The organism is Rhodococcus sp. 077-4 (assembly GCF_047782425.1).
Classification (GTDB): Bacteria; Actinomycetota; Actinomycetes; order Mycobacteriales; family Mycobacteriaceae; genus Rhodococcoides.
The window spans coordinates 58,732-84,381 of record NZ_JAJPWC010000005.1 but is presented as its reverse complement, the minus strand read 5'-3'; the positions used below and the strand labels follow the sequence as shown (position 1 = coordinate 84,381).

Sequence of the window (25,650 nt, the reverse complement as noted above, 5' to 3'; positions counted from 1 at the left end):
CTGTCTTGTCACTCGTCGGTCGTCCGAGAATGGATCGCCTCGGACTCGGGCTCCACTATGTCAGTTCGGGTACATGGAGTCACAACGCGTAACGCATACCTGTGAAACCTCACAGAGTTTCCTCAGGCCCACCACAACTCACTTCAGGCTGTCGAGAACGTCACCCACCACCAGGTTCTCGTCCGACTCGGCGAAGGTACGCGCCGTTCCCGGCCCGGTGGTGCGGGTCTCGAATCGCACGGTCACCACCGAGTGGCCTGCGCCCTGCACCCAGCCGTGACCGAACTCGGGATGCCGGACGTCCATCCCCGGTTGCCAGCGCGGACCGTCCGGTACGACGACGTCCGACGCGGCCTCGATCGGTGCAGGCGACTCCTCCGTCGCGTCGGCAACCGGCTCGTATTCGAGCTCGGGAAACAGCGATCCCTGCCGCACCGCCGACAACCCGGCCAAGCCGACTCCGACCAGCCGAATCGGGCCGACGTCGACCGGATCGACGGCCAGTCGCTGCGCGGTGGCCACGATGGTCTGCTTGTCCACCGTCGCGTACGGCAGCGTTGCCGATCGGGTGATGATGCTCATGTCCGACTTGCGCAGTTTGAGGACCACCGTCCTGGCACCGCGGCCGTCCTTCAGCAGCCGACGATGCGTCGAGTCGACGATCGACTCGATGGCAGGACGCAGCTGTGCGAGGGAGATCAGATCCTGCGCGAACGTCGTCTCGGCGCTGACCTGCTTGGCCTCGGCGCGCTCGGCCACAACTCGATTGTCGATTCCGCGGGCCAACTGGTGCAGGCTCGGTCCCATCGTGGCCCCGAGGATCGACGCCACCTCCGATTCGGGTGTGGCCACGAACTTGCCGATGGTGTCGATACCCAAGCGCCGCAACCGCTCTCCCGCCACCGGCCCGATCCCCCACAACTTTCGCACCGGCAGGGCCGCCATCAATTCGGCCTGAATTCCAGGGGCGACCACGGTGATGCCGTCGGGCTTGGCGAGTCCCGACGCGATCTTGGCAATCTGTTTTCCCGATCCGGCACCGATCGAGGCGACGAGCCCCGTCTCGGCGAGTATCAGCGCGCGTAGGCCGGCGCAGAACTGCTCGACCTCGGCCACCGTCGCTCCGGCCAATTCGAGTGGCTCGCCGAACGCCTCGTCGATCGACAGTTGCTCGAGGACGGGCATCCGGCCGCGCAGGGCCTCGAACGCCCGCCGGCTCAGCTCCGAGTAGAGAACGAACCGCGGCGGCAGTACCACCGCCCCTGCCCCGACGAGTCGACGAGCCTGATGCATCGGCATCGCCGACCGCGCACCGAACGCGCGGGCCTGGTAGCTGCACCCGGCCACCACTCCTCGTCCACCCGCGCCGCCGACCAGCACCGGGCGGCCCCGCAACGTGGGTCGAGTCAACTGTTCGGCGGAGGCGAAGAACGCGTCCATGTCCAGGTGCAGCACCCATCGGCGACTCCGCAGAGTGTCGTCGGCGATGTTCGGCACGGTCAGCGAGGGTCGACGGCGAAGCCGAGCGCCTGAGCAGCGCGTTCGGGTGTCGGATCCGACCACAGCTCACCGTAGTTCTCGGTCGTCGTCAGCGATCGAGTATGCGCGGAGTCGATGTACAGCCTTCCGGCGAGGTGATCGGTCTCGTGGGCCACGATCCTGGCCGGCCAACCGACGGTCACCTCGTCGATCTCTCGGCCGGTCTCGTCGGTGCACTCGAGCCGAACCTCGGCCGCTCGCGTCACGACGGCCTGATAGCCGGGAACGCTGAGGCACCCTTCGTAGAACCCCGCAGTCCGCGACCCGACCGGGGTGTACCGGGGGTTGATCAGCACCCGGAACGGAAGCGGCGTGCGCTCCCGTGCGTGGGTGACAGCCTCGCCGACGTCGAACAGATCCTCCACGACCGCGATCTGCAACGGGATGCCGATCTGTGGCGCGGCCAGACCGACACCGGGTGCGTCGTGCATCGTCGCCCGCATCACCTCGATCAACTCTGCCAACGTCCGCGAATCGAGCTGCCCGTCGTAGCGTGCAGCCCTGGACCGCAACACCGGGTTGCCTGCGGTGACGATGGGCACGACACCGCCGTGAGCTCCGCCGAGAAGCTCACGGACGGCGTCGACCGTAACCTGGCGGTCGTCGATCACGACGATTTGGTGATCACTGCCCGAACTCCCTCACCGAGATCGCTGCCGTCGTCGCCGACGCGTCCGTCGACGAGCGAGAGTGCGAGCACCTCGCCGGCAATCAGATCGCGATGGGTGTCCAGCCACGCCTGCCGATGCTCGGGGACGTCGATGACGATGTCGATCCGGTCCGAGACGTCGAATCCGTGATTGCGACGGGCGTCCTGCAGCTCGCGGATTCGGTCCTTGGCCCAGCCCTCCGCTTCGAGTTCTTCGGTGACTGCCGAATCGAGCACCACCAGTCCCGAATTTCCGGGCAACGGCGCCGTCGACTCCGGTTCGGCTGCAACGAGTTTGCGGGTGTACTCCTCGGGCAGCAACGCGATGCCTGCGGCGCTCACGACCCCGTCTGCGTCCTCGGACCAGTCGCCTGCCTTGACGGCCTTGATGACCTTCTGGACGTCCTTGCCGATCCGTGGTCCCGCGGCGCGGGCGTTGACGACGAGCTCGAACTTGCCGTGTACGGCAACGTCCTCGGTCAGATCGACCTTCTTGACGTTGACCTCGTCGGAGATGATGTCCACGAACGGGCGCAGTCGTTCCGCATCGGCGGCAGCGACCGTCACCTCGGGCAGCGGCAGCCGCACTCGCAGGTTCTGCGCCTTACGCAGACCCAGCACGGTGGAGCACACCGTGCGGACCTCGTCCATGCTCTCGACCAACTCGGGATCGGACGGCAGTTCGCCTTCCTCCGGCCAATCCGTCAGGTGCACCGAGCGGCCACCGGTCAATCCGCGCCACACCACTTCGCTGATGAGCGGCAACAGCGGAGCGGCGATGCGAGAGAGCACCTCGAGCACCGTGTGCAGGGTGTCGATCGCGTCGGCGTCCTCGCTCCAGAACCGCGAACGAGACCGTCGCACATACCAATTGGTGAGTGCATCACAGAACGTGCGCAGTTCGTCGCACGCACCGGCGATGTCGTTGCCCTCGAGCGCATCGGTGATGGCATCGCGGGTGGCCGACAGCTTGGCCAGCACGTAGCGATCGAGCACGTGCGGCGAATCGGTTCGCCACTGCCCGGGCTCGGACGCGTAGAGCTGCAGGAAGCTCCAGGCATTCCAGATCGGCAGCAACGCCTGGCGTACGCCCTCGCGGATGCCCTGCTCGGTGACGATGAGGTTGCCGCCGCGCAGGATCGGCGAGGACATCAGGAACCACCGCATGGCGTCGGAGCCGTCGCGGTCGAAGACCTCCTTGACGTCCGGGTAGTTCCCCTTCGACTTGCTCATCTTCAAGCCGTCGTCACCGAGCACGATGCCGTGTGCGGCAACGGTCTTGAACGCCGGGCGATCGAAGAGCGCAGTGGCGAGCACGTGCAGGGTGTAGAACCAGCCGCGGGTCTGCCCGTTGTACTCGACGATGAAGTCGCCCGGGTTGTGCCCTGCCGTTTCTGCTGTGCCGTTGAACCATTCCTCGTTCTCGAACGGGAAATGCACCTGCGCATACGGCATCGAGCCCGACTCGAACCAGCAGTCCAAGACCTCGGGGACGCGACGCATCGTGGACTTGCCGGTCGGGTCGTCCGGGTTGGGACGCGTCAACTCGTCGATGTACGGGCGGTGCAGATCGGTCGGTCGCACACCGAAATCACGCTCGAGCTCGTCCAGGCTGCCGTAGACATCCAGGCGCGGATATGCCGGGTCGTCGGACGTCCACGCCGGGATCGGACTGCCCCAGTAGCGGTTTCGACTGATGTTCCAATCGCGGGCACCTTCGAGCCACTTGCCGAACTGGCCGTCCTTGATGTGCTCGGGCACCCAGGTGATCTCCTGGTTGAGCTCGACCATCCGATCGCGGAACTTGGTGACGGCGACGAACCACGACGGCACTGCCATGTAGATCAGCGGCTGGCCACTGCGCCAGCTGTGTGGGTACGAGTGCTCGATGGTCTCGTGCCGCAGCAAACGACCGGATGCCTTGAGATCCTTGATGATCACCGGATTGGCGTCGAACACCATCAGGCCCTCGTACGGCGGCACCAACGAGGTGAACTTGCCACCGGCGTCGAGCGGTTGCACCACCTCGATGCCGTTCGCGGTGGCGACGTCCATGTCCTCCTCACCGAAAGCCGGTGCGAGGTGGACGATTCCGGTACCCGAATCGGTGGTGACGTAATCGGCCTGCAGGACGCGGTGTGCGTTCTCGTGACCGAGGAAGAAGTCGTAGGGCGGTGCGTAGCCGAGTCCGACCAATTCTGCGCCGGTGTGCTCCGAGAGCACCTCGGGTTCCTCCCCCAATTCCTTCGCGTAGTGCGAAAGACGTGCAGCTGCAAGCACGTAACGCTCACCATCGGTGCCGCGGACCTGCACGTACTGCACCTCGGGGTGCACCGCGATCGCCAGGTTCGACGGAAGGGTCCACGGGGTGGTGGTCCAGATCAGCGCGTTCGCTCCGTCCAGGGGCGAGCCGGGAGCAGTCAACGGCATCGTGACGGTGACCGCGGGATCTTGGCGCATCTTGTACGCGTCGTCCAGGCGGGTCTCCTGATTGGACAGCGGTGTCTGCTCGTACCAGCTGTAGGGCAGCACGCGGTAGCCCTGGTAGATCAGACCTTTGTCGTGCAGCGTCTTGAACGCCCACATGACCGACTCCATGAAATCGACGTCGAGGGTCTTGTAGTCGTTGTCGAAGTCGACCCAACGCGCCTGCCGGGTGACGTAATCCCGCCACTCGTCGGTGTATTGGAGGACCGATTGCTTGCAGTAGGCGTTGAACTTCGCGAGGCCCATCTCGTCGATCTCGGACTTGTCCTTGATGCCGAGCTGCTTCTCCGCCTCGAGCTCTGCGGGCAGACCGTGGCAGTCCCAACCGAAGCGCCGCTCGACCTTCTTGCCGCGCATGGTCTGGAAACGTGGGACGAGGTCCTTGACGTACCCGGTGAGCAGGTGGCCGTAGTGCGGCAGACCGTTCGCGAAGGGCGGGCCGTCGTAGAAGACGAACTCTTCGGCGTCGGCTCGATTGTCGATGCTGGCCCGGAAGGTTCCGTCCTGCGCCCACTCGTCCAGAACGATGCGTTCGAGATCGGGAAACGGGACGCTGCCCGATCGACCTTCGGCCAGGTCGACCAACGGGTACGAGCCCGTGGTCGGACGTGCGCTTGCATCTGTCATGTGTTCGCTCCTCCGTGCCGGCCGCGTACGAAACGCGGCGTCAGTTGGCACGGGGACGACATCCGGGCGATCTGTACACCCGATACCGCGGTACCACCCCGCTTGCTCGCCCGACGACCCCGCCGCCGGAGCGAGCCACTCCACATGAGCTGTGACGGGCTCACCCGTTCGGTTCTACTGAACGGCAGATCCGAAACACCTGGGTGCTTCGCATCGACCGTCGTTCTTCCGAAAGCTCCCCGGTGATGGCCGGATCGACGCTCGATATTGCATGTCTGCTGGTCGTGATGCTACCTGTCGAGCTCGGGCGGCGGTCGTCGACCGGTGAGTGCGCCGATCAGCAACAGAATTGCCCCGACCACACACACTATGATGCAGGCCCACGCCCAGACGACGGAGCCCGTCATCAAGGCCAGAACCAGGAAGCCGAAGCCGATCGCTGCTGCGCCGAGAGTCAGAACCAACACGAGATTCCTCGCTCACCATCCGACGCGACAACCGACTCCGACGCTGCCGTGATCGGCAGCGTCGGCACACGGTGGTGCGTCAGTTGCCCTTGGCGTACGACTGGCTGTACCCGGACGACTGATTGTCCTGGCCGAAGTTGTCCTGGCCGTTGTCCACCGGCAGCGCCGAGGAACGATTCTCGAGCTCTTCGAGTTGCGATTCGAGGTAGGACTTGAGCCGCACCCGGTATTCGCGCTCGAACGTCTTGAGCTGTTCGATGCGACCTTCGAGGACGGATCGCTGCTGATTGATCGTCGCCATGATCTCGGTGTGCTTGCGCTCGGCATCCGCCTGCAGGGCGTCGGCCTTCTCCTTGGCCTGACGCAGCTGAGTCTCGGAACGAGTCTGAGCGTCGGACAGCAACGACTCGGACTTCTGCCGAGCCTCGGACATCATCGACTCGGAACGCGTGCGTGCATCCGACACCAACCGCTCGGCATTGGTCCGGGCGTTCCCGAGCAGCTGCTCGGACTCGGACTTGGCATCACCGGTGAGACGATCGGCCATCTCCTGCGCGAGACCGAGAATCTTCGCGGCCTGCATGTTGGAGTCGCCGCTCTGCTGCGGTGCCGCCGCTACGGGCGCTACCGGTGCAGGCTGCTGGACAACGGGTGCCGGCTTGGGAGGCTCGACCGGACGCTGTGGTTCGGCCTTCGGTGCCGCTACCGGAGCGGACTGCGGGTTCTGGCGCACAGAGCTCTTGGCATCCGCAAGCTCCTGATCGAGTTCACCGACTCGCTGCCTCAGGTCGGCGTTCTCTTCGATCAGTCGCGACAACTCTTGCTCGACGAGGTCGAGAAAAGCATCGACCTCGTCTTCGTTGTATCCGCGCTTACCGATGGGCGGCTTGCTGAACGCAACGTTGTGCACATCAGCTGGAGTCAGCGGCATGGAAGGATCCCTTCACGCGTCTTGGGGCGGTAGAGCAAGCATTCAGTTATATGCCATTCCGCGCGAGTGCAGAACAATCAAACTGTAACTGGCGTCCATTCTGTCACACAGGACACGCAGCTTGCGCGGGTCCCGCGTTCTAACATTTCGTACACGGCCTCAGGCCGCGAGACTGCTGGTCACATTCCACGCAATGAAGACGACGAACAGCAGGACCATGATGGACAGATCCAGTCGTACTCCACCGAGGTTGAGCGGCGGAATTATCTTGCGCAGAAACTTCACCGGCGGGTCGGTCACCGTGAAGATCGCCTCGAGGATGATGACGACCACCCCGGTCGGGTGCCAATCTCGCGCGAAAGTTCTGATGAACTCGACGATGATTCGACCGATGAGAAGGAGCCAAAAAAGAAACAATACGATGTTGATCACCGTGAACACGAGCACGGTTATACTCTGCCTGAATTCACCGAGCTGAGCAAAGCGCGCTGGTCACGGGCCCGTCGTGCCGCCCGGGAGGGTGAAACTCTCACTGCTGACTGTAGAAGCCGGTCTCCGCGATCCGCCTGCGCTCCTGCGGCGAGACGTCGACGTCGGCGGGCGAGAGCAGAAACACCTTGGTTGCCACCTTGTCGAAGGATCCGCGCAGGGCGAATGCCAGACCAGCCGCGAAATCGACGAGACGCTTGGCGTCTGCGTTGCTCATCTCCACCAGGTCCATGATGACCGGGGTGCCGTCGCGGAAGCGCTCACCGATCGTGCGGGCCTCGCTGTAGTCCCGTGGCCGCAGCGTGGTGATCTTCGACAACGGGCCACCGTCGTCCACGATCGGGCTGCGTCGGGTCTCCGCACGTACGTCCATGCGAGTGTCCATGGCCAACGCTCCCCGTGTTGCTGCGCCTCGTGTGGTCGGTGCCGCGCCACGGCCTCGACCACCGATCGGGGCCAGGGTGGCCGCCGGTCGTGGTGCTTCGTAATCGTCGTAGTCGTCCTCGACCTGTGCGTGCCGAGATCCACCGAACGACGGCTTCACGAACTCGCGCTCGTCGATGTCGTCGTAGCTGTCGCGACCACCACGGGAGCTGCGTCGCGTGTCCGGATCGTCGAGGTAGTCGTCCTCGTAGTCGGCGAGCGGAACCATGCCGAAGTACGCCTTGAACTTGTGCAGGGTGCTCATCGTTCTGCCTTCCGTGGCGGTGTGTCTACTGTCCATCTCCAGGTTCGCAAGTGTCTGTTGTGACTGATGTGATCCATGGACTGTTATTGCGAGGTTATCGGCCGCGCGCCGAGTATTGCGGTACCGACACGCACGCACGTCGATCCGTGCCGCACAGCAGCTTCCAGGTCTCCGGTCATACCCGCGGACAACTCACGCGCGTCCGGGTGATCGAGCATCAGACGACGGTGAAGGCTCTCGAGGTCGGCGAACGCGGCGTCCGCATCGGCGTCGAGAGGTGGTACCGCCATCAGCCCGGCCAGACGCAACCCGGACGCATCCGACACGGCGTCCGCCAGCTCGTGCAGTTCGCCACGTTCGACGCCGCCGCGGTGCACATCGCCGTCGAGACTGACCTGGACGATCACGTCGAGCTCGGCCTGACGGACACCCTCGTCCAGCGCCACCGTCGTTGCCTTCGACAGCGCGGCCACCAACCGCGCACTGTCCACGGAATGTATGGAATGCGCCCACGCGGCCACGGACTTCGCCTTGTTTCGCTGCAGGTGTCCGATCATGTGCCACCGAGGCGGCTCGCTCCGGAACTCCTCGGCCGTCTCGGCGACCTTCGGCGACGCATCCTGCTCCCTGGACTCTCCGAAGTCTCGGCACCCCAGGTGGTAGAGAATTCGCACGTCCGAGGCGGGAAAGAACTTGGTCACCGGCAGCAGAGCGACGTCTGCGGGCGACCGGCCTGCATCGACGCACGCTCGGTGCAGGCGCTCGCGCACCGCCGTCAACGCCGTCTCGATCTCGAGCGCCCGCTCGGATTCCGGAGTCCGGTCTGTTGGTTCGTTCATGACTACCTTCTCTGCCGATTCACCGATCACCCGGCGAGGCGCTGTCCATCCACACGACACTGGCGATTCGGCCGGTCGAGCCTTCGCGACGGTGACTGAACAGGGTTCTGTCCTCGATGGTGCATCGCGGATCCTGAGCCACTGCGGACACTCCTGCGGCGAGCAGCTGAGCACGAATGCCCGCCGGGATGTCGAGCCCAGGCGTGTTGCGAACCGTCGTGGTCGCGCTTCCGGGGAGATGTTTGTCAACGTCGGCCCGCATGTGCGCGGGCACCTCGTACTGGCGACCGCTCGCGGCCGGACCGAGAAACGCACCGATGCGCGCCGGAACCGCCCCGAGCTCGACCATCGCAGCCAACACCCTGGGAACGATGCCGATGCGGGCACCGACCCGGCCCGCGTGCACAGCCGCGATCACCCCGGCCTCCTCGTCGGAGAGCAGGACCGGCACACAATCGGCCGTCAAGACCACCAGGCCGAGGTCGCGCCGCGTCGTCACCAACGCATCGGTCATCGCGACCGGCTGCGACACCGGACCATCGACCACCGTGACGGTGCGCCCATGGACCTGCTCCATGAAAACGAGCCGTTCCAGGCCCATACCCAGCCGCTCGCCGAGGCGTCGACGATTCGCCTTAACCGCAGCGGGGTCGTCGCCGACGTGATCACCGAGATTGAACGTGTCGAACGGCGGTGCCGATACGCCACCGTCGCGCGTCGTCGAGACGCGTCGGACACGAAACGGACCGGCGGAAGAGGTGTCGGTCACCGCCGCATGAAGGACGGCACATCGACTTCGTCTTCGCCGTCGTCCTCGGCGACCGGAACACGCCGACCCGAACCGACGGAATCGCGACCCGAGTCACGGCCTTGACCACCGCCGGATTCGCGACTCGACGATTCGCGGTTGGACGAACTCGACGAATTGAGCGGCGGCAGACTGCTACCGCTCGGTGCGCTCACCGGGTCACGGAACACGGCACCGTCGGAACTGTCGCTCGAACGCGAGGACACCTCTCCCGAACGGGCCGATCCGATGGGGCCGCGAGTGGACGTGGCCGCCTCGACCGGGCGACGCGTGGGAGTTCCGCCGTCGAATCCGGCGGCGATGACGGTCACGCGGACTTCGTCGCCGAGCGAATCGTCGATGACGGTTCCGAAGATGATGTTGGCGTCGATGTGTGCGGCTTCCTGTACCAGCGATGCCGCCTCGTTGATCTCGAACAGACCGAGGTCCGATCCACCGGCGATGGACAGCAGCACACCGCGTGCACCTTCCATCGAGGCTTCGAGCAGCGGCGAGTTGATCGCCGATTCGGCAGCTTTGATCGCGCGACCCTCGCCGCGGGAGGAACCGATACCCATCAACGCGCTGCCTGCGCCGGACATGACGCCCTTGACGTCGGCGAAGTCGACGTTGATCAGGCCCGGGGTGGTGATCAGGTCGGTGATGCCCTGGACGCCGTTGAGCAGCACTTCGTCGGCACTGCGGAACGCATCCATGAGGCTGACGGCAGCGTCGCCGAGCTGAAGCAGCCGGTCGTTGGGGATGACGATGAGCGTGTCGCACGACTCACGGAGCTGCTGGATCCCGGTGTCGGCCTGCCCGCCGCGACGCTTGCCCTCGAACGAGAACGGCCGGGTGACGACACCGACGGTCAGCGCCCCGAGCTTGCGGGCGATGTTCGCGACGACGGGTGCGCCACCGGTACCGGTGCCGCCACCTTCGCCTGCGGTGACGAACACCATGTCGGCACCCTTGAGCACCTCTTCGATCTCGTCCTTGTGATCGTCGGCTGCGCGACGGCCGACCTCGGGATCGGCACCTGCGCCGAGTCCGCGAGTCAGTTCGCGGCCCACGTCGAGCTTGACGTCTGCGTCACTCATCAGCAAGGCCTGAGCGTCGGTGTTGACCGCGATGAACTCGACTCCCTTGAGTCCCTGTTCGATCATGCGGTTGACCGCGTTCACGCCGCCGCCGCCGATGCCGACGACCTTGATTACGGCGAGGTAGTTGTGCGGGGGCGTCATGGGCTCTCGCCTTCCGTGGATTGTTGCGTGAAATGTGGAAAACCCTCAACCTGAACCACAGGCTTAGAGTTATGTCAAGTACTGAACTGGTCGAAACGCTATTCATCACCGACGACTATCGCCATTAGGCGCGCCGACGCCACGCCAGAAATTCGCGTCACGCGCCGAAACTATTTCGTGGTGGGCAGATCCGGACTCGACACATCGAAGATCTGCCCGGGTTGGGACAGCAATGCGATCGCCACCGCGGCCTTGCGTTCGGAATTCTCCTTGCTACCCCACACCACGGTGCGACCGTCGAGCAACAGAACCGAGATGTCGGACAGCGTGCTCGCCCGCAGTTCCCCGACCTGATCGCGCAGCAGCGGTGGCAGTGTATCCAGCACCGCGAGAGCATCTTTCGTCACCGTATCGCCGAAGACCGGGTTGTCGGTCACGAGGCGCACCACCCCGGGCGGTGGCGGCGCGATCGCGAAATCGACCCCGGTGGAGTCGAGCAGATGGGTGCCGTCCGGAGAATCGAAGAACGCCACCGGAACTCGCTCCTCGACGGTCACCTGCACGGTCGAGGGGTACTTACGTTGCACACGCACAGTTGCCAGCGCCGGAATACTTGCCACCCGTTGCGCCGCGGCCGCCGTGTCCACCCGAACCAACGGAAGGCCGGCGGGGACATCGAGCCGGTCGAGAATTTCCTCCTCGGACACCGACGACGCACCCGCCACGGAGATGGTCCGAACGGACAGCAACGGCGTGAAGTACACCAGCGCAGCCGATCCCACCACTGCGACGACGACGGCGAGCACGATGAGCACGGCCTTGCGCCGCGACCGCCTCACCCGGGCACGTTCTTCTTCCCGAGCCAGCGCACGCGCCTGCTTGTCGGTGACCGCGGAAGACGAATCATTCTGTGCTGCAGCTGTTCCCGACCTCGAAGAACGAACTCGATCGGAGCGGCGACTCACGTCGACGGCCGATCCTTCGGTACTCCGCGGCCGGTCGCACCGAAATCGGTCTTCGAGCGAAGCGCGTCGAGAATCGGCCCGCCGAGCATCGTCACGTCACCGGCACCCATGGTGATGACCACGTCGCCGGGCAGGCTCAGATGGGCGACCTGCTTGGCCACCAACGACAGATCCGGCTGATAGTTCACCGGCTTGGTCACCGACGCGGCAACCAACGCACCCGTCACACCGGGGAGCGGCTCCTCGCGTGCGCCGTAGACGTCGAGCACCACGATCTCGTCGGCCAACGACAACGCAGCACCGAACTCCTCGGCGAACGTCGCAGTACGGGAGTACAGGTGCGGCTGGAACACCACCACCACCCGCCCCCGTGTGTCACCCGTACTGTCCTGGCCCGCCACGAGAGCCTGCGCCGCCGTCAACACCGCACGCACCTCGGTGGGGTGGTGCGCGTAATCGTCGAACACCCGGACGCCGTGCTCGCGGCCGGTGAACTGGAAACGCCGATGCACTCCGCCGAAGCCGGTGAGGCCGGCCAGCAACTCGTCGACTCCTGCACCGACCTGGCGAGCGGCGACGAACGCCGCCAGCGCGTTGAGCGCGGTATGGCGGCCTGGCACACCGAGCCGAACCGTGCGCGCTGCGTCCTCGCCCGCGATCTGCAACTGTGCGACGCCACCGATGTCCTCGGGCTCCCACGCCAGTAGCCGCACGGCCATCTCGACCGGCCCCGCGTCGACGTCCGAGGACCCGTACCCCAGAACTTTCACCCCGGGCAGATTGCGCTCGACCACGCGGCGCGCCAGGGCCGCCGAACCCGGGTCGTCCATGCAGGCCACCAACACACCGCCGGGGCCGAGGAGGGCTGCGAAATCGTCGAACACCTGCACGTAGGCCTCGGTGGTGCCGAAGTGGTCCAGGTGATCGGCCTCGATATTGGTCACGATGATGACGTCGGCCGTGTACTGCAGCAGCGAGCCGTCGCTCTCGTCGGCCTCGGCCACGAACACGTCACCGCTGCCGTGGTGGGCGTTGGTTCCGGCCTCGTTCAGCTCTCCCCCGACCGCGAAGGACGGATCGAAGCCGCAGTGCTGCAGGGCGACGACCAACATCGAGGTCGTGGACGTCTTGCCGTGGGTGCCCGAGACCAGCAACGTGCGATAGCCCTGCATGAGGGAGGACAGCACCGCCGGTCGCAGAACCACCGGAATTCCGCGTTCACGCGCTTCGACGAGCTCGGGGTTGGTCTTGGGAATGGCGGCGTGGGTCGTCACCACGACGGTGGGTCCGCCGTCGATCATGTCGAGGGCACCGGCGTCGTGACCGATACGAACCTGAGCCCCGCGTGCGCGCAGAGCGAGCACACCACGCGATTCCTTGGCGTCCGAACCCGACACCTGTCCCCCGCGAGCGAGCAGGATGCGTGCGATGCCGGACATTCCGGCACCACCGATTCCCACCATGTGTACTCGTTCGAGCTCCGTCGGCAGATCCGACATCGCACCCTCAGTTGTCACGCGGACGTCTCCCTCGTTGTCTTCTCATGTTCGACGCCATCCAGTTCAGCGCCGCGCCGCGTGCGCGGTGTCGAGCACTATCTGCGCGACGGCCGCCGCTGCCCCCTTGTGTCCTGCGCCGGCGGCGGCACGAGACATGGCGGCGACGCGCTCGGTGTCGGCGAGCAGCGAGACCACTGTCTCGCCGACGTACTGCTCGGTCAGTGTCGCATCGGATACCAGGATGCCACCTCCCGCGTCGACGACGGGACGGGCGTTGAGCTCCTGCTCGCCGTTGCCGTGCGGCAAGGGCACGTACACCGCGGGCAGGCCGGTCGCGGAGACCTCGGCGACAGTCATGGCACCGGAACGGCAGATCGCCAGGTCCGCCGCGGCGTACGCCAGGTCCATCCGGTCGATGTACGGCAGCGCGATGTACGGCGCATCCGGATTGCGCTGCTCGACGTCGAGCGAGTTCTTCGGCCCGTGCGCGTGCAGAACCGAGATGCCGGCAGCGGCGAGGGCCGCCGATGCTCCGGACACCGCCTCGTTGAGCGATCGGGCTCCCTGCGAGCCGCCGAACACCAGCAGCACCGGGCCGCTATCCGGCAGCCCGAAGTGGGCGCGGGCTTCGCTGCGAACAGCAGCCCGGTCGAGTCCGGTGATGGTGGGGCGCACCGGGATTCCGATCACGTCGGCGTCGGCCGCTCCGCGGGCGGCGATGCCCGAGCCGGCGACTGCGGCGAGAACGCGCTCGGCGGACCGTGCACCGACCTTGTTGGCGATGCCCGCTCGTGCATTCGCCTCATGGATGACCACAGGGATCCGGCCGCCGCGGCCGAACAGCCGACCGCGAGCCGCGAGATAGGCAGGCAACGCAACGTATCCACCGAACCCGACGAGCACGTCTGCCTCGACGGCCGCGAAGATCTCCCGGGTGCGACGCACCGACCGCACCACCCGAAGGGGCAATTTCAGCAGGTCGACGGTCGGCTTGCGAGGCAGCGGAACGGGCGGAATCAGCTCGAGGGCGTACCCGCGGGCCGGAACGAGAGTCGTCTCCAGGCCGCGGCTGCTACCCAGCGCGGTGACGGTGACGGTCGGGTCGAGGACGCGCAGGGCGTCGGCCACGGCGAGAGCAGGCTCGATGTGCCCGGCCGTTCCGCCCCCGGCAACCACTACGGAAATCGGTCGAGATGTGTGCTTCACCGTCGATATCCTCGCTCACCCGAGCGGACCGGCGGGCGACCGGGTTGTGGTTCCGGCCGCGGACGGTACGCCGATCGCGATCCTGCGGCGGGCTCGCGACGCGGAGGCTCGCTGCGACGGGCGTTGCCGCGAGGTGCGTCGCCCCGGTATGCCGTGGATCTCGGCGACATCGTGTCGGTCCGCGAGCTGGAGACCCGAGTGCGGGTACGTCCGGGCTCGGCGGTTCTCGCTGGACGGCCGTCCTTGCCCTTGCGGGACTCGAGACGTTTGCGGTCCTGCGCGGCCAGTGTGGGACGAGTGGATTTCGAGCGCGCCATCGCGGCTCGCTTGGGCGAGAACACGGCGGGCAACGGCAGTTTCAGAGCGCGGGCGATACGACCCTCCTGCCCCGCATGCAGGGCTGCAATGGCCTCCGGCTCGTGCCGGGCGGCGCTCGCGATGATGCCGAACATCAGCAGGGTGATCGCGGTCGAGGTACCGCCGTACGACACCAGCGGCAACTGCAGCCCGGTCACCGGCAGCAGTCCGACGACGTAACCGATGTTGATCATGGCCTGACCGAACACCCAGCAGGTGGCACCCGCGGTCAGCAGGCGCAGAAACGGATCGACCGAACGCATGGCAATGCGCAGACCGGTGTAGACGAAGAGGCCGAACAGTCCGATGACCGCGAGGCAACCGATCATGCCGAGTTCTTCGCCGATGATGGCGAAGATGAAGTCGTTGTGCGCGTTGGGTAGATAACTCCACTTCGCGCGGCTCTGCCCGAGCCCGCGGCCGAACAGACCGCCGTCGGCCAGCGAGTATTTCGCCTGGGTGGACTGGTAGGACAGTCCCTGAGTGTCCTCTCCCGGGTTGAGCCAGGCCTTGACGCGATTGGAGCGGTAGCCGGCCGTGAACGCGAGGACGGTCGCCAGCGCCATCCCGGTCATCAGCACCGCACCGAACAGCCGGGCGTTGAGGCCGGCGAACCACAGCAGCGCCACCAGGATGATGCCGAGGGCGATCGCGGTACTCAGGTTCGGCTGCAGGACCACGAGCAGGCACATCAGCAGACCCGCAGGCAGCAACGGAATGAGCAACGACTTGATGTTGCCGTGTTCGCTGCGCCGCGAGGCCAGCAGGTGCGCGCCCCACAGAACCAGCGCCACCTTGGCCAGCTCCGACGGCTGGAAGGACACGACGCCGAAGTCGAACCAACGGCGAGCACCCTGGCGTTCGGCACCGATTCCAGGAATCAGCACGAGCATCAGCATGGTGATCGAGACCAGGAACAACGGGAAGGACAGCTTTCTGAGGTAGCGCACCGGTAGCCGAAGCGCCACGTAGAACGCGACTGCACCCAGCACGACGCCGATGAGCTGCTGCGTGAAGAGCGCGTATCCTGACTCGTCGGCTGCGAAGGACTCGGCGGACGACGCCGACAGCACCATCACCAGGCCCAGCACCGTCAGCAGCACGGCAATCGTGACGACGAGGTGGAACGACGCGAGCGGCCTGCCGAACCACAGGCCGATGCGAGTGCGCGGCGGGGTGGTTCGACGCGGTGGACGCGGGGGCTGACCGGCGGTGGTCACGATCGCGGCGATCCGATGTCGGCGGCCTCGAGGCGCTGGACGGAGTCGGCGAAGCTGCGGCCGCGGTGGCCGTAGTCGACGAACATGTCCAGGGACGCGGCAGCCGGTGCCAGTAGGACGGTGTCCCCCGGCGCGGCGAGTTCGGCCGAGTGGGCCACGACCGCCCGCATCACCGCATCAGCATCTTCAGCACCATGAGTCACACCAGCATCGTCTCCCGAAGGGACCCTGACGACCGGAACATCGGGCGCGTGTCGCGCCAAAGCCTCTGCGATCTGCATCCCATCACGACCGAGAACGACCGCGGCGACGAGTCGGTCGGCGATCTCGACGACCAGATCATCGATCAACGCGCCCTTCAACAGCCCGCCCGCGATCCACACGACGCGATCGTGCGCCATGATCGACGAACGCGCCGCGTGCGGATTGGTCGCCTTCGAATCGTCGATGAACGTCACCCCGCCGAGCTCGCGCACCACTGCCGCCCGGTGCGGTCCGACCCGGTAGGTCTGCAATCCCACCCGCACGGCGTCGGGCTCCACCCCGATCGAACGAGCCAGCGCGCCCGCCGCGAGCGCGTCGAGGACGCCGGACGGGCCACTCGGCTCCACGTTCTCGGCCGCAATCAGTTCGAGATTCTCACCGAAAGCGTTGTCCACGAGCACGCCTGCCCGCACCCCCAGCTCACCCGAGACCGGCTCACCAAGCCGAAATCCGACGACGGTGGCCGCCGGAGACCCGGCCGCCAGACTCGCCGACCTGTCGTCGTCGAGGCCGACGACCGCGACGTCACCGGTCAACGCACGAGCCTTGGCCTGAACGTATCCGTCCATTCCCCCGTGCCAATCGAGATGATCCTCGGCGATGTTGAGCACCACCCCGGCCGCCGGCCGCACCGACGGTGCCCAGAAAAGCTGGAACGACGACAACTCGACCGCAAGCACACTCGGATGCGGGGTACCGCGCAACGCGTCGGCGATGGGGAGGCCGATGTTGCCGCAGGCAACCGACTCGATTCCCGCTGCCTCGAGGATCGACGCGAGCATCGAGGTGGTGGTCGTCTTCCCGTTGGTACCGGTGACCACCAGCCAGCGGGTCCTCGGGCCGTACAGCTCGGCCCGATCCACGTGCCAGGACAATTCGACATCGCCCCACACCGGAATGCCGCGCTCGGCAGCCGCCGCCAACACCGGCGAGTCGGGCCGGAAGCCAGGACTGGTGACGACGAGCGAGAACGCTGCGAGCGCCGCAGGGTCGTCCAGCAGGTCGTCCTGCAGCACCACCGAGGCACCGGAGTTCGACGCCTCGTCCAGTGCGGCGCGATTCGAGTCGGTGACGGTGACGACGGCCCCGAGATCGAGCAGTGGTCGCACCACGGCGAGTCCGGAGATGCGGGCACCGGTCACCAGGACCGAACTGCCGCGCAACCAGGTCAGGTCGGTCGAAATCTCTGCCATCGTCTATCCGCCGACGGCAGCGAGGTATTCGCTGTAGAACAGGGCGAGTCCGACCGCCGAAGCGATGGCTGCCAACAACCAGAATCGGATGATCACCGTCGTCTCGGCCCAGCCGGCCAACTCGAAGTGGTGATGGAACGGTGCCATGCGGAACACGCGTCGGCGACTGGATCGGAACACCGCTACCTGGATCACGACCGACGCGGCCTCGGCAACGAACAACGCGCCGATGACGACCATGATCAGCTCGGTCTTGGTCACCACCGACAGACCTGCGATCAAGCCGCCGAGGGCAAGGGATCCGGTGTCGCCCATGAAGATCTTGGCCGGCGCGGCGTTCCACCACAGGAAGCCGATGCACGCTCCGGCAGCCGAGGCACACACCAGAGCGAGGTCGAGGGGATCTCGGACGTCGTAGCAGCCGGGGGCGGGACCGGAGGGGCCGGCGCATGCCTGGCGGTACTGCCAGAACGTGATGACGGTGTACGCGCCGAGCACCAGGGTCATGGACCCGGCCGCGAGACCGTCGAGACCGTCGGTGAGGTTGACCGAGTTGGACCACGCGATCACGAGCAGGCAGACGAAGAACACGAAGACCGCCGCGGACATCGACCACGTGGCGATATCGCGAACGTACGACAGTTGGGTGCTACCGGGAGTGAGCCCACTGTCGCTGCGGAACTGCAACACCAGGATCGCGAACAGCACCGCGGCCGTTATCTGACCGACGTACTTACCCGTGGCGTTCAGTCCCAGATTGCGCTGCTTGCGAATCTTGATGAAGTCGTCGAGAAACCCGACCAGACCGAGCACTGTGGTCAGGCCGAGGACGAGCAGAGCCGAGGCCGATGGACCATCGGCGTCGTAGCCGATACCGATCAGATGCGAGCCCCAGTAGCCGGCCCAGATGCCGACCAGAATGGCGACGCCACCCATCGTCGGCGTGCCCCGCTTCGATTGGTGACTCGCCGGGCCTTCCACTCGAATCTCTTGGCCGAAGCCCTGTTTCGAGAACGTCTTGATCAGCACCGGCGTCAGCAGAATCGCTACCGCGAGTGCGATTCCACCGGCGAACAGGATCTGCCTCACTGCTCGCCCTCCACAACCGCGTTCGATGCCTCGGCAAGCAGGGCATCGGCGACGGTCCACATCGCGCCCGACTGCGAGGCCTTCACCAACACGATGTCGCCGGGACGCACCTCCTCCTGCAGCACAGCGATGGCCGACTCACGGTCGGGCACCAGCATCGACTCCTCGCCCCACGAACCCTCCATGACCGCACCCTGGTGGAGTGCCCGCGTCGGTCGTCCCGTGTCGACGATGATCAACCGATCGACGTCGAGCCGAACCGCGAGGCGACCGATCGCGTCGTGCTCGACCACCGAGTCGGCGCCCAGCTCGCCCATCTCCCCCAGCACCGCCCAGCTGCGGCGCTTCGGCCCGTCGTCTCGACGCGACATCGACACCAACGCCTTGAGTGCGGCGCGCATCGAATCCGGGTTGGCGTTGTACGAATCGTTGACGACGGTGACGCCGTCGGTGCGAGTGCGCACGTCCATCCGCCTGATCGATGTCGGCGCAGCGGTGGAGAGCGCGTCGGCCACCTGCGTCAGTGTTGCTCCGCATTCCAATGCGACGGCCGCCGCTGCGAGGGCGTTGCCGACCTGATGTTCGCCGTGCACCGCCAGGGTGATCGGTATCGAACCCGCTGCACATTCGAGCGTGAACGACGCGCGGGCGTCGGTATCGACCTGCACGTCGAGCGCCCGGATGTCCGCATCGGCGTTACGACCGACCGTGACCACGGATGCCGTTGTGCGCGTTGCCATCTCGGCAACAAGTCGATCGTCGATGTTGAGAATCGCCACTCCCCCGTCGGCGGCACTCGGCAGAGCCTCGACGAGTTCGCCCTTTGCCAACGCGATAGCTGCACGCGATCCGAACTCGCCCAGGTGCGCGGTACCGACGTTGAGGACGACACCGATCCGTGGCGGTGCCAGCGTGGCGAGTTCGGCGATGTGACCGATTCCTCTGGCGGACAACTCCAGGCACAGGAAATCGGTGTCCGCATCGGCCCGCAGCGCCGTCCACGGATGCCCGAGTTCGTTGTTGAACGACCCGGGGGGTGCCACCACCGAGCCGAGCGGCGTGAGGACCGCGGAGATCAAATCCTTGGTGGACGTCTTGCCGGAGGATCCCGTCACGCCGACGACGGTCAGGCCGTGCTGTGCAGTCAGTTCGAGTACCGATTCCCGTGCCAGGGCACCGAGTGCGGTCAACACCGCAGACCCGGAGCCGTCCGGATCGTGTTCGAGAGCCATCGCGCGGCTCTCGTGTGGAACCGGCGAGACGACGACGGCAGGTACGCCCACCGGACGCGCGGCGAGTACCAGGGCGGCACCTGCGGCAACCGCGGCGGCGGCGTGGTCGTGACCGTCCACCTTGGCTCCGGGAAGCGCAAGAAAGATACTGCCGGGGGCGACCTTGCGAGAGTCGAACTCCACCGGCCCCGGAACCACGACCGTCGGGTCGGGCACGTCGTGCACCGTGCCGCCGACGATCTCGGCGATGCGGGCGATCGAGAGCGGGATCACCGGACGCCCGCGCTCGTGTCGACACGACGCGCATCGATGGCCGCGGCCAGTACCACTCGGTCGTCGAACGGGTGCTTCACGCCCGCTACCTCCTGGCCGGTCTCGTGCCCTTTACCTGCGATCAACACAACATCCCCTTCGCGCGCCCATGCCACGGCCTGCTCGATCGCCGCTGCGCGGCCTGCCACATTACGTACTTCGCCGCGCGCCTCGTCCGGCACCGACAGCGCGCCGTCTTCGACGGCCTGCCGAATGGCCGCCGGATCCTCACTGCGCGGGTTGTCGTCGGTCACCACGAGCAGATCGGCACCGCGCGCTCCGGCGGCACCCATCAGGGGACGCTTGGCGGTATCGCGATCGCCGCCTGCTCCGAGCACCACTGCTATGCGTCCCGCGGATGACTCGCGCAGAGTTGCCAACACGGCCTCGACGGCGGCCGGCTTGTGGGCGTAGTCGACCACGGCCAGGAAGTTCTGGCCACGGTCGATCCGCTGCACTCGGCCCGGTACGTCGACCGTCGCAACCCCGGCCACAGCGTTGCGCACGTCGGCTCCGGCCGCCGCGCAGGTCGCGAGCGCGAGCACCGTGTTCGCGACGTTGTAGCGACCCGGTAGCCGGACCGAGACCGGCAACGAGACGCCATCCGGATCCGCGACGCCGAACGACTGTGTGCCGTCCTCGTGCTTGGCCCAGTCCGAGACAGTCCACTGCGAATCGGCGCCGGTCGACGCGGTCACCACCGTCGATCCGGCCGATCGGGCGATGTCCGCCATCCGCATGCCCCACGCGTCGTCGACACAGACGACGGCGGTGTCGGCGCGAACTGCCGAATCGGCCGCGAACAGTCGGCTCTTGGCCGAGAAGTAGTCCTCGAGAGAATCGTGAAAATCGAGGTGATCCTGCGACAGGTTGGTGAATGCTCCGATTGCGAAGCGGGTGCCGTCGACCCGGCCGAGGGACAGTGCGTGCGAGGACACCTCCATCACCACGGTGTCGACGCCTTCCTCCACCATGACGGCGAACAGCGCGTGCAGTTGCGGAGCCTCGGGCGTGGTGAGAGCGCTCGGAACGTAGCGCCCGAGAACGCGTGTCTCGATGGTGCCGATCAGACCGCACCGGCGACCGGCAGCCGTGAGGCCGGCTTCGAGCAGATACGACGTCGTCGTCTTCCCCGACGTGCCGGTGATTCCGATGACGGTCATCTTGGCCGACGGATTGCCGTAGACCAGCGCGGACACCGCCCCCAGAACCTGGCGCGGACGATCGTGCACGAGCACCGGAACTTCTCGACCGGTGCCAGCGAGGGCTCCCCGAACGATGTCGAGTCCGGCGGGATCGGTGAAGACGGCGACGGCACCACGATCGACCGCGTCGGCGACGAACTCGGCACCGTGTCGAGAAGATCCGGGGAGCGCCGCGAAGAGATCGCCGGGGAGCACGGATTGTGCTCTCAGGTCGATACCGGTCACGCTCACCCCGGTGGGATCACCCTCGCCGATCGTCGCACCGACTGCGGAGGCCACCTCCCGAACGTCGGTGTGCGGTGGATGCGCCGGACGTGAACCCGGAGCCGGTTGTGAATCCGATGACACGCTCACTCCTGCTCCCTTCTTCTCTGCTGCCGGCCGCGCGCCCGCAGCGGCTCGATCACGCCGCGGCGGCAGCGAACGAACACGCCACGGCGGCAGCCGAATAAACACGTTCGAGCCGATGTGTCAGATTACCGGCGTCCGGGATCGTGGTGTCGCCGCCCCGACTCGTGAGGACCGGCGGGTTCGGATCTCAGTCCGCCTGCAGAACCAGCTTGGGACCGGGATCGGCCGACATCGGAACGCTGTCTCGCTGGAGCATCCAGCTGGCGATGTTGTGGAACAGCGGTGCAGCCGATTGGCCGCCCGAACCGTCGGCGCTGCGCGTCGGAGCGTCCAGCATGATTCCGATCACGTAACGCGGATCGTCGGCGGGCGCGATGCCGGCGAAAGTGATCCAGTAGTTCGAGTTCGAGTAGCACTTGCACTCCGGGTCGACCTGCTGAGCCGTACCGGTCTTGCCACTGATCTGGTAGCCCTCGACGCCTGCGGCCACACCGGTTCCGCGCTGGTTGCCGTTGTCGTCCTGAGTGACGGACCGGAACATGTTGCGCACCGTCTTCGCAGTATCGGGGCTGACCACGTACACCCCGTCGGGCTGCGGAGTTTCGGTTCGCTGACCGTTGGCGTCCACGGTTGCCTCGACGATCCGCGGCGGGATGCGTACTCCGTCGTTGGCGATGGCCTGGTACATCCCGGTCATCTGCAGCAGCGTCATCGACAGGCCCTGACCGATGGGGAGGTTGGCGAACGTACCGCCCGACCATTGGTCGCGGCTCGGCACGCTCCCCGCGCTCTCGTTGGGCAACCCGACATCGCTGCGCTGCCCGAGGCCGAACCTGGTCAGCATGTCGGCGTATCGGTCCTCGCCGACCCGTTGCGCCAACATCAGCGTGCCGACGTTGGAGGACTTACCGAACACACCGGTCGACGTGTACGGCGCGACGCCGTGCTCCCAGGCGTCCTTGACCGACACACCCGACATGAAGATGCTGCCCGGAACCTGCAGCACTTCGTCCGGCGTGGTGAGTCCGTACTCGATGGCTGCGGCCGCGGTGATGATCTTGTTCACCGAGCCGGGCTCGAACGGGGTGGTGACGGGCAGATTGCCCATCTCCTTGGTGCGCTCGTTGTTTCCGACGCCGATGCCGGGGTTGAAGGTGTTGTCGTTGGACATGGCGAGCACTTCGCCGGTGTGCGAATCCTGCACGTACGCCGATGCGTTCTTGGCACCCGACAGGTCCTTCGCCAACTGCACCTGCTGCTGCACGTAGTACTGCAGATCGGCATCGATGGTCAGCTCGACACTCGAACCGTTGACGGCCGGCTGCTTGTCCCGCCAACTACCGGGAATGACGGCACCGTCGGAACCGCGGTCGTAGGTCTGCGAACCGTCGGTTCCGGCCAGGGTCGCGTCGAGCGAATCCTCCAGACCGAGCAGTCCGTGTCCGTCCCATCCGGTGGCACCGACGATGTTCGCAGCCAACGATCCGCCGGGGTACTCACGGATGTCCTGACGCTCGAGTCCGACCTGCTTGAAATCCTTGCTGATCTTCGACGCCACGGTGGCATCCACACCGCGGGCGAGGTAGGTGAATTCGTCGTTGCTCTTCAACTTCGCAAGCAGATCCTTCTTGCTGATCACATCGCCGAGGTCACTGTGGATGCGGTCGGCGATGTCCTCGAGGTACTGCTCCGTCTCCGGCTGTGTCGGATCCTTCGCTCGAGCCTCGTCGAGCTCCTTGCGAACCCGAACCGGCTGAAAGGTGAGGGCCTTCGCCTCCATCGTGAAGGCGATCGGATTTCCGTTGCGATCCAGGATCGACCCGCGCATCGCGGGATCGACGAGAGTGGTGGTGCGCTGGCTCGCCGACTCGGCCGAAAGCTGTGGAGCGTCGAATCCTTGAATCCACAGCAACTGCGCCGCGACGACGGCCAGCGCCGCGTACATCAGAAACCGGCCGGTGCCGTGACGGAACCGAAAAGTGGACGAGTCGAGACGCCTTCGGGTCGATGGCCGACGGCGTGGATCAGGCGAAGGCCTGGTCACTGCCCGTCACCCGGTGCTTCGCTGGTGACCGAAGCCGAGGGGTCAGCGGGAGACGGGGCTTCGACCGAGGGTGTTTCGACCGAGGGGATGCTCATGGGTACGAATTGTTCAGCAAGAGCGACGTTTCCAGCCCCATTGCTGGTACTCGGCGTGGCGGCGCGGGTGTCCACCGTGCCCGAAGTGCGGTTGGGCTGCGATGCGCTTCGCGGCGTCTGCTGCTGCGGCGATCCAGTTCCCGAACTCGGTACGGTGCCCTCTCCTGCGGCGGCCGGTACCGGATCGAGCGGTGCCACCGGCGCGCCCTCGGCCGGAGCCGGGGTGCCGACGACCTGTACGCCGCCGTCGGGAGCGACGATCAAGCGCGCGGGATTCTTGGCCGGGACCATTCCGAGCCCGGCGGCCCGGCGGGCCAACTCTGGGGCGGACTCCGCCAACTCGACGTCCTTCTGCAGGGACGCCCGTTGCTGAGCAAGCTCGGTGTTGACGGCCTTGGCGGCGCTGAGGTCGTAGGAGTCACCGGCAGACCGTGTGGTGAGCAACAAGGTCAAGCCGAGCCCGAGGGCGAGCAAGCCGATGATCAAGGCGACGAACGGAATTCGCGCAGCGATAGCGCTCGTGTTCAGAGCCGGCCGTGCACCGACCCCGGCGGCCCTGCCGGAATCGGACGTGTGGATCGAGGCGCGCTGCTGTCTGCGCTCGTACGCGCGAAGAGCGGCACCGGAGCGTCCACCGCCCTTGCCCGTGCGTTCGGGGCGCGAGAGTGGAGCCTGCGGAACGACCCTGTTCCTCGGTGCCGGAACCCGATTGCGTTGTGTCCCAACGGTTGTATCTGGAACCGTCATTCCGCTCTCCTTGCAATCCGTTCGGCGGCGCGCAATCTCACCGGAGCCGAACGTGGGTTGACTTCGATCTCGGCGTCCGAGGCACGCTCGGCACCTCTGGTCAGGAGCCGAAACTCCGGACCCATTCCGGGAAGCTCGACCGGCAGTCCCTCGGGACTGCGGGACTTGATCCGAGGTGCCAACTCCTGCTTGACAACTCGATCCTCGAGCGATTGATAGGACATGAAGACCACCCGACCGCCGACAGCCAACGCGTCGAGCCCGGCCGGTACCGCCGCCTTCAAGGAATCCAGTTCACCGTTGACTTCGATGCGCAAAGCTTGAAAGGTGCGCTTGGCCGGGTGCCCGCCGGTACGCCGCGTCGCGGCCGGAATTGCGGCATACAGCAATTCGACCAGTGGACCGCTCGTGGTGAAAGGCGTGTGCTCACGTCTACGCAGGACAGCGGACGCGATCTTGCCCGCGAACCGTTCTTCGCCGTACGTACTGAGTACCCGCGCGATGTCGCCGTGCGAGTAGGTGTTGAGAACGTCGGCTGCGGTGATTCCGACCGTCGGATTCATCCGCATGTCCAGCGGCGCATCGACGGAATACGCGAATCCGCGATCGGACTCGTCCAACTGCATCGACGACACGCCGAGATCGAACAGAATGGCGTGCACGGAGCCGAGCGGCGGCAGGCCGGCTTCGTCGAGCGCCTCGGCGATGCCGTCGTAGGTGGTGTGCACCAACGTGATTCGATCCGCGAATGGAGAGAGTCGATCTCCGGCGAGCGCGAGCGCATCGGGATCACGATCGAGTCCGATGAGGTGCAGGTGCGGATATGTCCGCAGGAAATGCTCGGCGTGACCACCGAGCCCCAAGGTGGCGTCGATCATGACGCGAGTGTCGGCGGCCGAATCGAGTGCGGGTCCGAGCAATTCGTCGGCTCGCTCGAGTCGAACCGGAACGTGGACCGGACCCGAGGTTCGACGGTGGGTTCGGTCGACGGACGATTCGCTCTCGTCCGGTCCGGTGCCCTCCGTCATGGTTCCTCCCGGTCGCGCGTACGTACTTCTCGCCCGGTCCGGGCCGTGCAGGTCGCCCACGGAAGCCGATGCGAATGCTTCGAGGTCCCTGTCCGA

At 66.1% G+C, this 25,650-nt stretch carries 21 protein-coding genes; all 21 read right to left on the bottom strand.

Going from position 1 to position 25,650, the window contains the following annotated elements:
* Positions 1–138 precede the first annotated feature (138 nt).
* The 21 genes from ACNEOT_RS22320 to rsmH all read right to left on the bottom strand — a co-directional run bounded on the left by ACNEOT_RS22320 (position 139) and on the right by rsmH (position 25,554).
* Positions 139–1,497 (bottom strand): DNA polymerase IV, encoded by a 1,359-nt coding sequence (locus ACNEOT_RS22320; protein ID WP_415976794.1) that lies wholly within the window; start codon positions 1,495–1,497, stop codon positions 139–141.
* 2 nt (positions 1,498–1,499) lie between these two features.
* Positions 1,500–2,150, bottom strand: a complete 651-nt coding sequence (locus ACNEOT_RS22315) for a peptide deformylase (RefSeq protein ID WP_415976793.1) — start codon at positions 2,148–2,150, stop codon at positions 1,500–1,502.
* Positions 2,147–5,302 carry an isoleucine--tRNA ligase gene (gene ileS, locus ACNEOT_RS22310; RefSeq protein WP_415976792.1) on the bottom strand — a complete coding sequence of 1,052 codons (3,156 nt, stop codon included), beginning with the start codon at positions 5,300–5,302 and terminating at the stop codon, positions 2,147–2,149. The genes ACNEOT_RS22315 and ileS overlap by 4 nt, the downstream gene beginning before the upstream one ends.
* 290 nt (positions 5,303–5,592) lie before the next feature.
* Positions 5,593–5,769, bottom strand: coding sequence for a hypothetical protein (locus tag ACNEOT_RS22305; protein WP_415976791.1), 177 nt, complete (start codon positions 5,767–5,769; stop codon positions 5,593–5,595).
* A gap of 79 nt (positions 5,770–5,848) precedes the next feature.
* On the bottom strand, positions 5,849–6,700 hold the full coding sequence (locus ACNEOT_RS22300) for a DivIVA domain-containing protein (protein ID WP_415976790.1): 852 nt from the start codon (positions 6,698–6,700) through the stop codon (positions 5,849–5,851).
* A 159-nt stretch (positions 6,701–6,859) separates the two neighbouring features.
* On the bottom strand, positions 6,860–7,147 hold the full coding sequence (locus ACNEOT_RS22295; protein WP_415976789.1) for a YggT family protein: 288 nt from the start codon (positions 7,145–7,147) through the stop codon (positions 6,860–6,862).
* Between the two features lie 82 nt (positions 7,148–7,229).
* Positions 7,230–7,877, bottom strand: coding sequence for a cell division protein SepF (locus ACNEOT_RS22290; protein ID WP_032394380.1), 648 nt, complete (start codon positions 7,875–7,877; stop codon positions 7,230–7,232).
* Positions 7,878–7,960: 83 nt separating this feature from the next.
* The gene (locus ACNEOT_RS22285) at positions 7,961–8,716 is read right to left on the bottom strand and encodes a YggS family pyridoxal phosphate-dependent enzyme (RefSeq protein WP_415976788.1); all 756 of its coding nucleotides are present in this window, start codon (positions 8,714–8,716) and stop codon (positions 7,961–7,963) included.
* Between the two features lie 19 nt (positions 8,717–8,735).
* Positions 8,736–9,485: a peptidoglycan editing factor PgeF gene (gene pgeF, locus ACNEOT_RS22280; RefSeq protein ID WP_415976787.1), complete on the bottom strand. Its 750-nt coding sequence runs from the start codon at positions 9,483–9,485 to the stop codon at positions 8,736–8,738.
* A complete protein-coding gene (ftsZ, locus tag ACNEOT_RS22275; protein ID WP_415976786.1) occupies positions 9,482–10,747 on the bottom strand; it encodes a cell division protein FtsZ in 1,266 nt (421 codons plus the stop codon). The genes pgeF and ftsZ overlap by 4 nt, the downstream gene beginning before the upstream one ends.
* A 170-nt stretch (positions 10,748–10,917) precedes the next feature.
* The gene (locus ACNEOT_RS22270) at positions 10,918–11,712 is read right to left on the bottom strand and encodes a cell division protein FtsQ/DivIB (protein WP_415976785.1); all 795 of its coding nucleotides are present in this window, start codon (positions 11,710–11,712) and stop codon (positions 10,918–10,920) included.
* The gene (murC, locus tag ACNEOT_RS22265; RefSeq protein ID WP_415976901.1) at positions 11,709–13,211 is read right to left on the bottom strand and encodes a UDP-N-acetylmuramate--L-alanine ligase; all 1,503 of its coding nucleotides are present in this window, start codon (positions 13,209–13,211) and stop codon (positions 11,709–11,711) included. Before murC ends, ACNEOT_RS22270 begins: the two co-directional genes overlap by 4 nt.
* A 63-nt stretch (positions 13,212–13,274) precedes the next feature.
* Complete coding sequence (murG, locus tag ACNEOT_RS22260; RefSeq protein WP_415976784.1) at positions 13,275–14,417, bottom strand: undecaprenyldiphospho-muramoylpentapeptide beta-N-acetylglucosaminyltransferase; 1,143 nt, start codon at positions 14,415–14,417, stop codon at positions 13,275–13,277.
* The gene (gene ftsW, locus ACNEOT_RS22255) at positions 14,414–15,994 is read right to left on the bottom strand and encodes a putative lipid II flippase FtsW (RefSeq protein ID WP_415976783.1); all 1,581 of its coding nucleotides are present in this window, start codon (positions 15,992–15,994) and stop codon (positions 14,414–14,416) included. Before ftsW ends, murG begins: the two co-directional genes overlap by 4 nt.
* Positions 15,991–17,451 carry a UDP-N-acetylmuramoyl-L-alanine--D-glutamate ligase gene (gene murD / locus ACNEOT_RS22250; protein ID WP_415976782.1) on the bottom strand — a complete coding sequence of 487 codons (1,461 nt, stop codon included), beginning with the start codon at positions 17,449–17,451 and terminating at the stop codon, positions 15,991–15,993. Before murD ends, ftsW begins: the two co-directional genes overlap by 4 nt.
* Before the next feature lie 3 nt (positions 17,452–17,454).
* Complete coding sequence (mraY, locus tag ACNEOT_RS22245) at positions 17,455–18,540, bottom strand: phospho-N-acetylmuramoyl-pentapeptide-transferase (RefSeq protein ID WP_415976781.1); 1,086 nt, start codon at positions 18,538–18,540, stop codon at positions 17,455–17,457.
* Positions 18,537–20,045 (bottom strand): UDP-N-acetylmuramoyl-tripeptide--D-alanyl-D-alanine ligase, encoded by a 1,509-nt coding sequence (locus tag ACNEOT_RS22240; RefSeq protein WP_415976780.1) that lies wholly within the window; start codon positions 20,043–20,045, stop codon positions 18,537–18,539. The genes mraY and ACNEOT_RS22240 overlap by 4 nt, the downstream gene beginning before the upstream one ends.
* Positions 20,042–21,643, bottom strand: coding sequence for a UDP-N-acetylmuramoyl-L-alanyl-D-glutamate--2,6-diaminopimelate ligase (locus tag ACNEOT_RS22235; protein ID WP_415976779.1), 1,602 nt, complete (start codon positions 21,641–21,643; stop codon positions 20,042–20,044). Before ACNEOT_RS22235 ends, ACNEOT_RS22240 begins: the two co-directional genes overlap by 4 nt.
* 184 nt (positions 21,644–21,827) lie before the next feature.
* On the bottom strand, positions 21,828–23,684 hold the full coding sequence (locus ACNEOT_RS22230; RefSeq protein WP_415976778.1) for a peptidoglycan D,D-transpeptidase FtsI family protein: 1,857 nt from the start codon (positions 23,682–23,684) through the stop codon (positions 21,828–21,830).
* Positions 23,681–24,526 carry a hypothetical protein gene (locus ACNEOT_RS22225; RefSeq protein ID WP_415976777.1) on the bottom strand — a complete coding sequence of 282 codons (846 nt, stop codon included), beginning with the start codon at positions 24,524–24,526 and terminating at the stop codon, positions 23,681–23,683. The genes ACNEOT_RS22230 and ACNEOT_RS22225 overlap by 4 nt, the downstream gene beginning before the upstream one ends.
* Complete coding sequence (gene rsmH / locus ACNEOT_RS22220) at positions 24,523–25,554, bottom strand: 16S rRNA (cytosine(1402)-N(4))-methyltransferase RsmH (RefSeq protein WP_415976776.1); 1,032 nt, start codon at positions 25,552–25,554, stop codon at positions 24,523–24,525. Before rsmH ends, ACNEOT_RS22225 begins: the two co-directional genes overlap by 4 nt.
* Between the last annotated feature and the right edge of the window lie 96 nt (positions 25,555–25,650).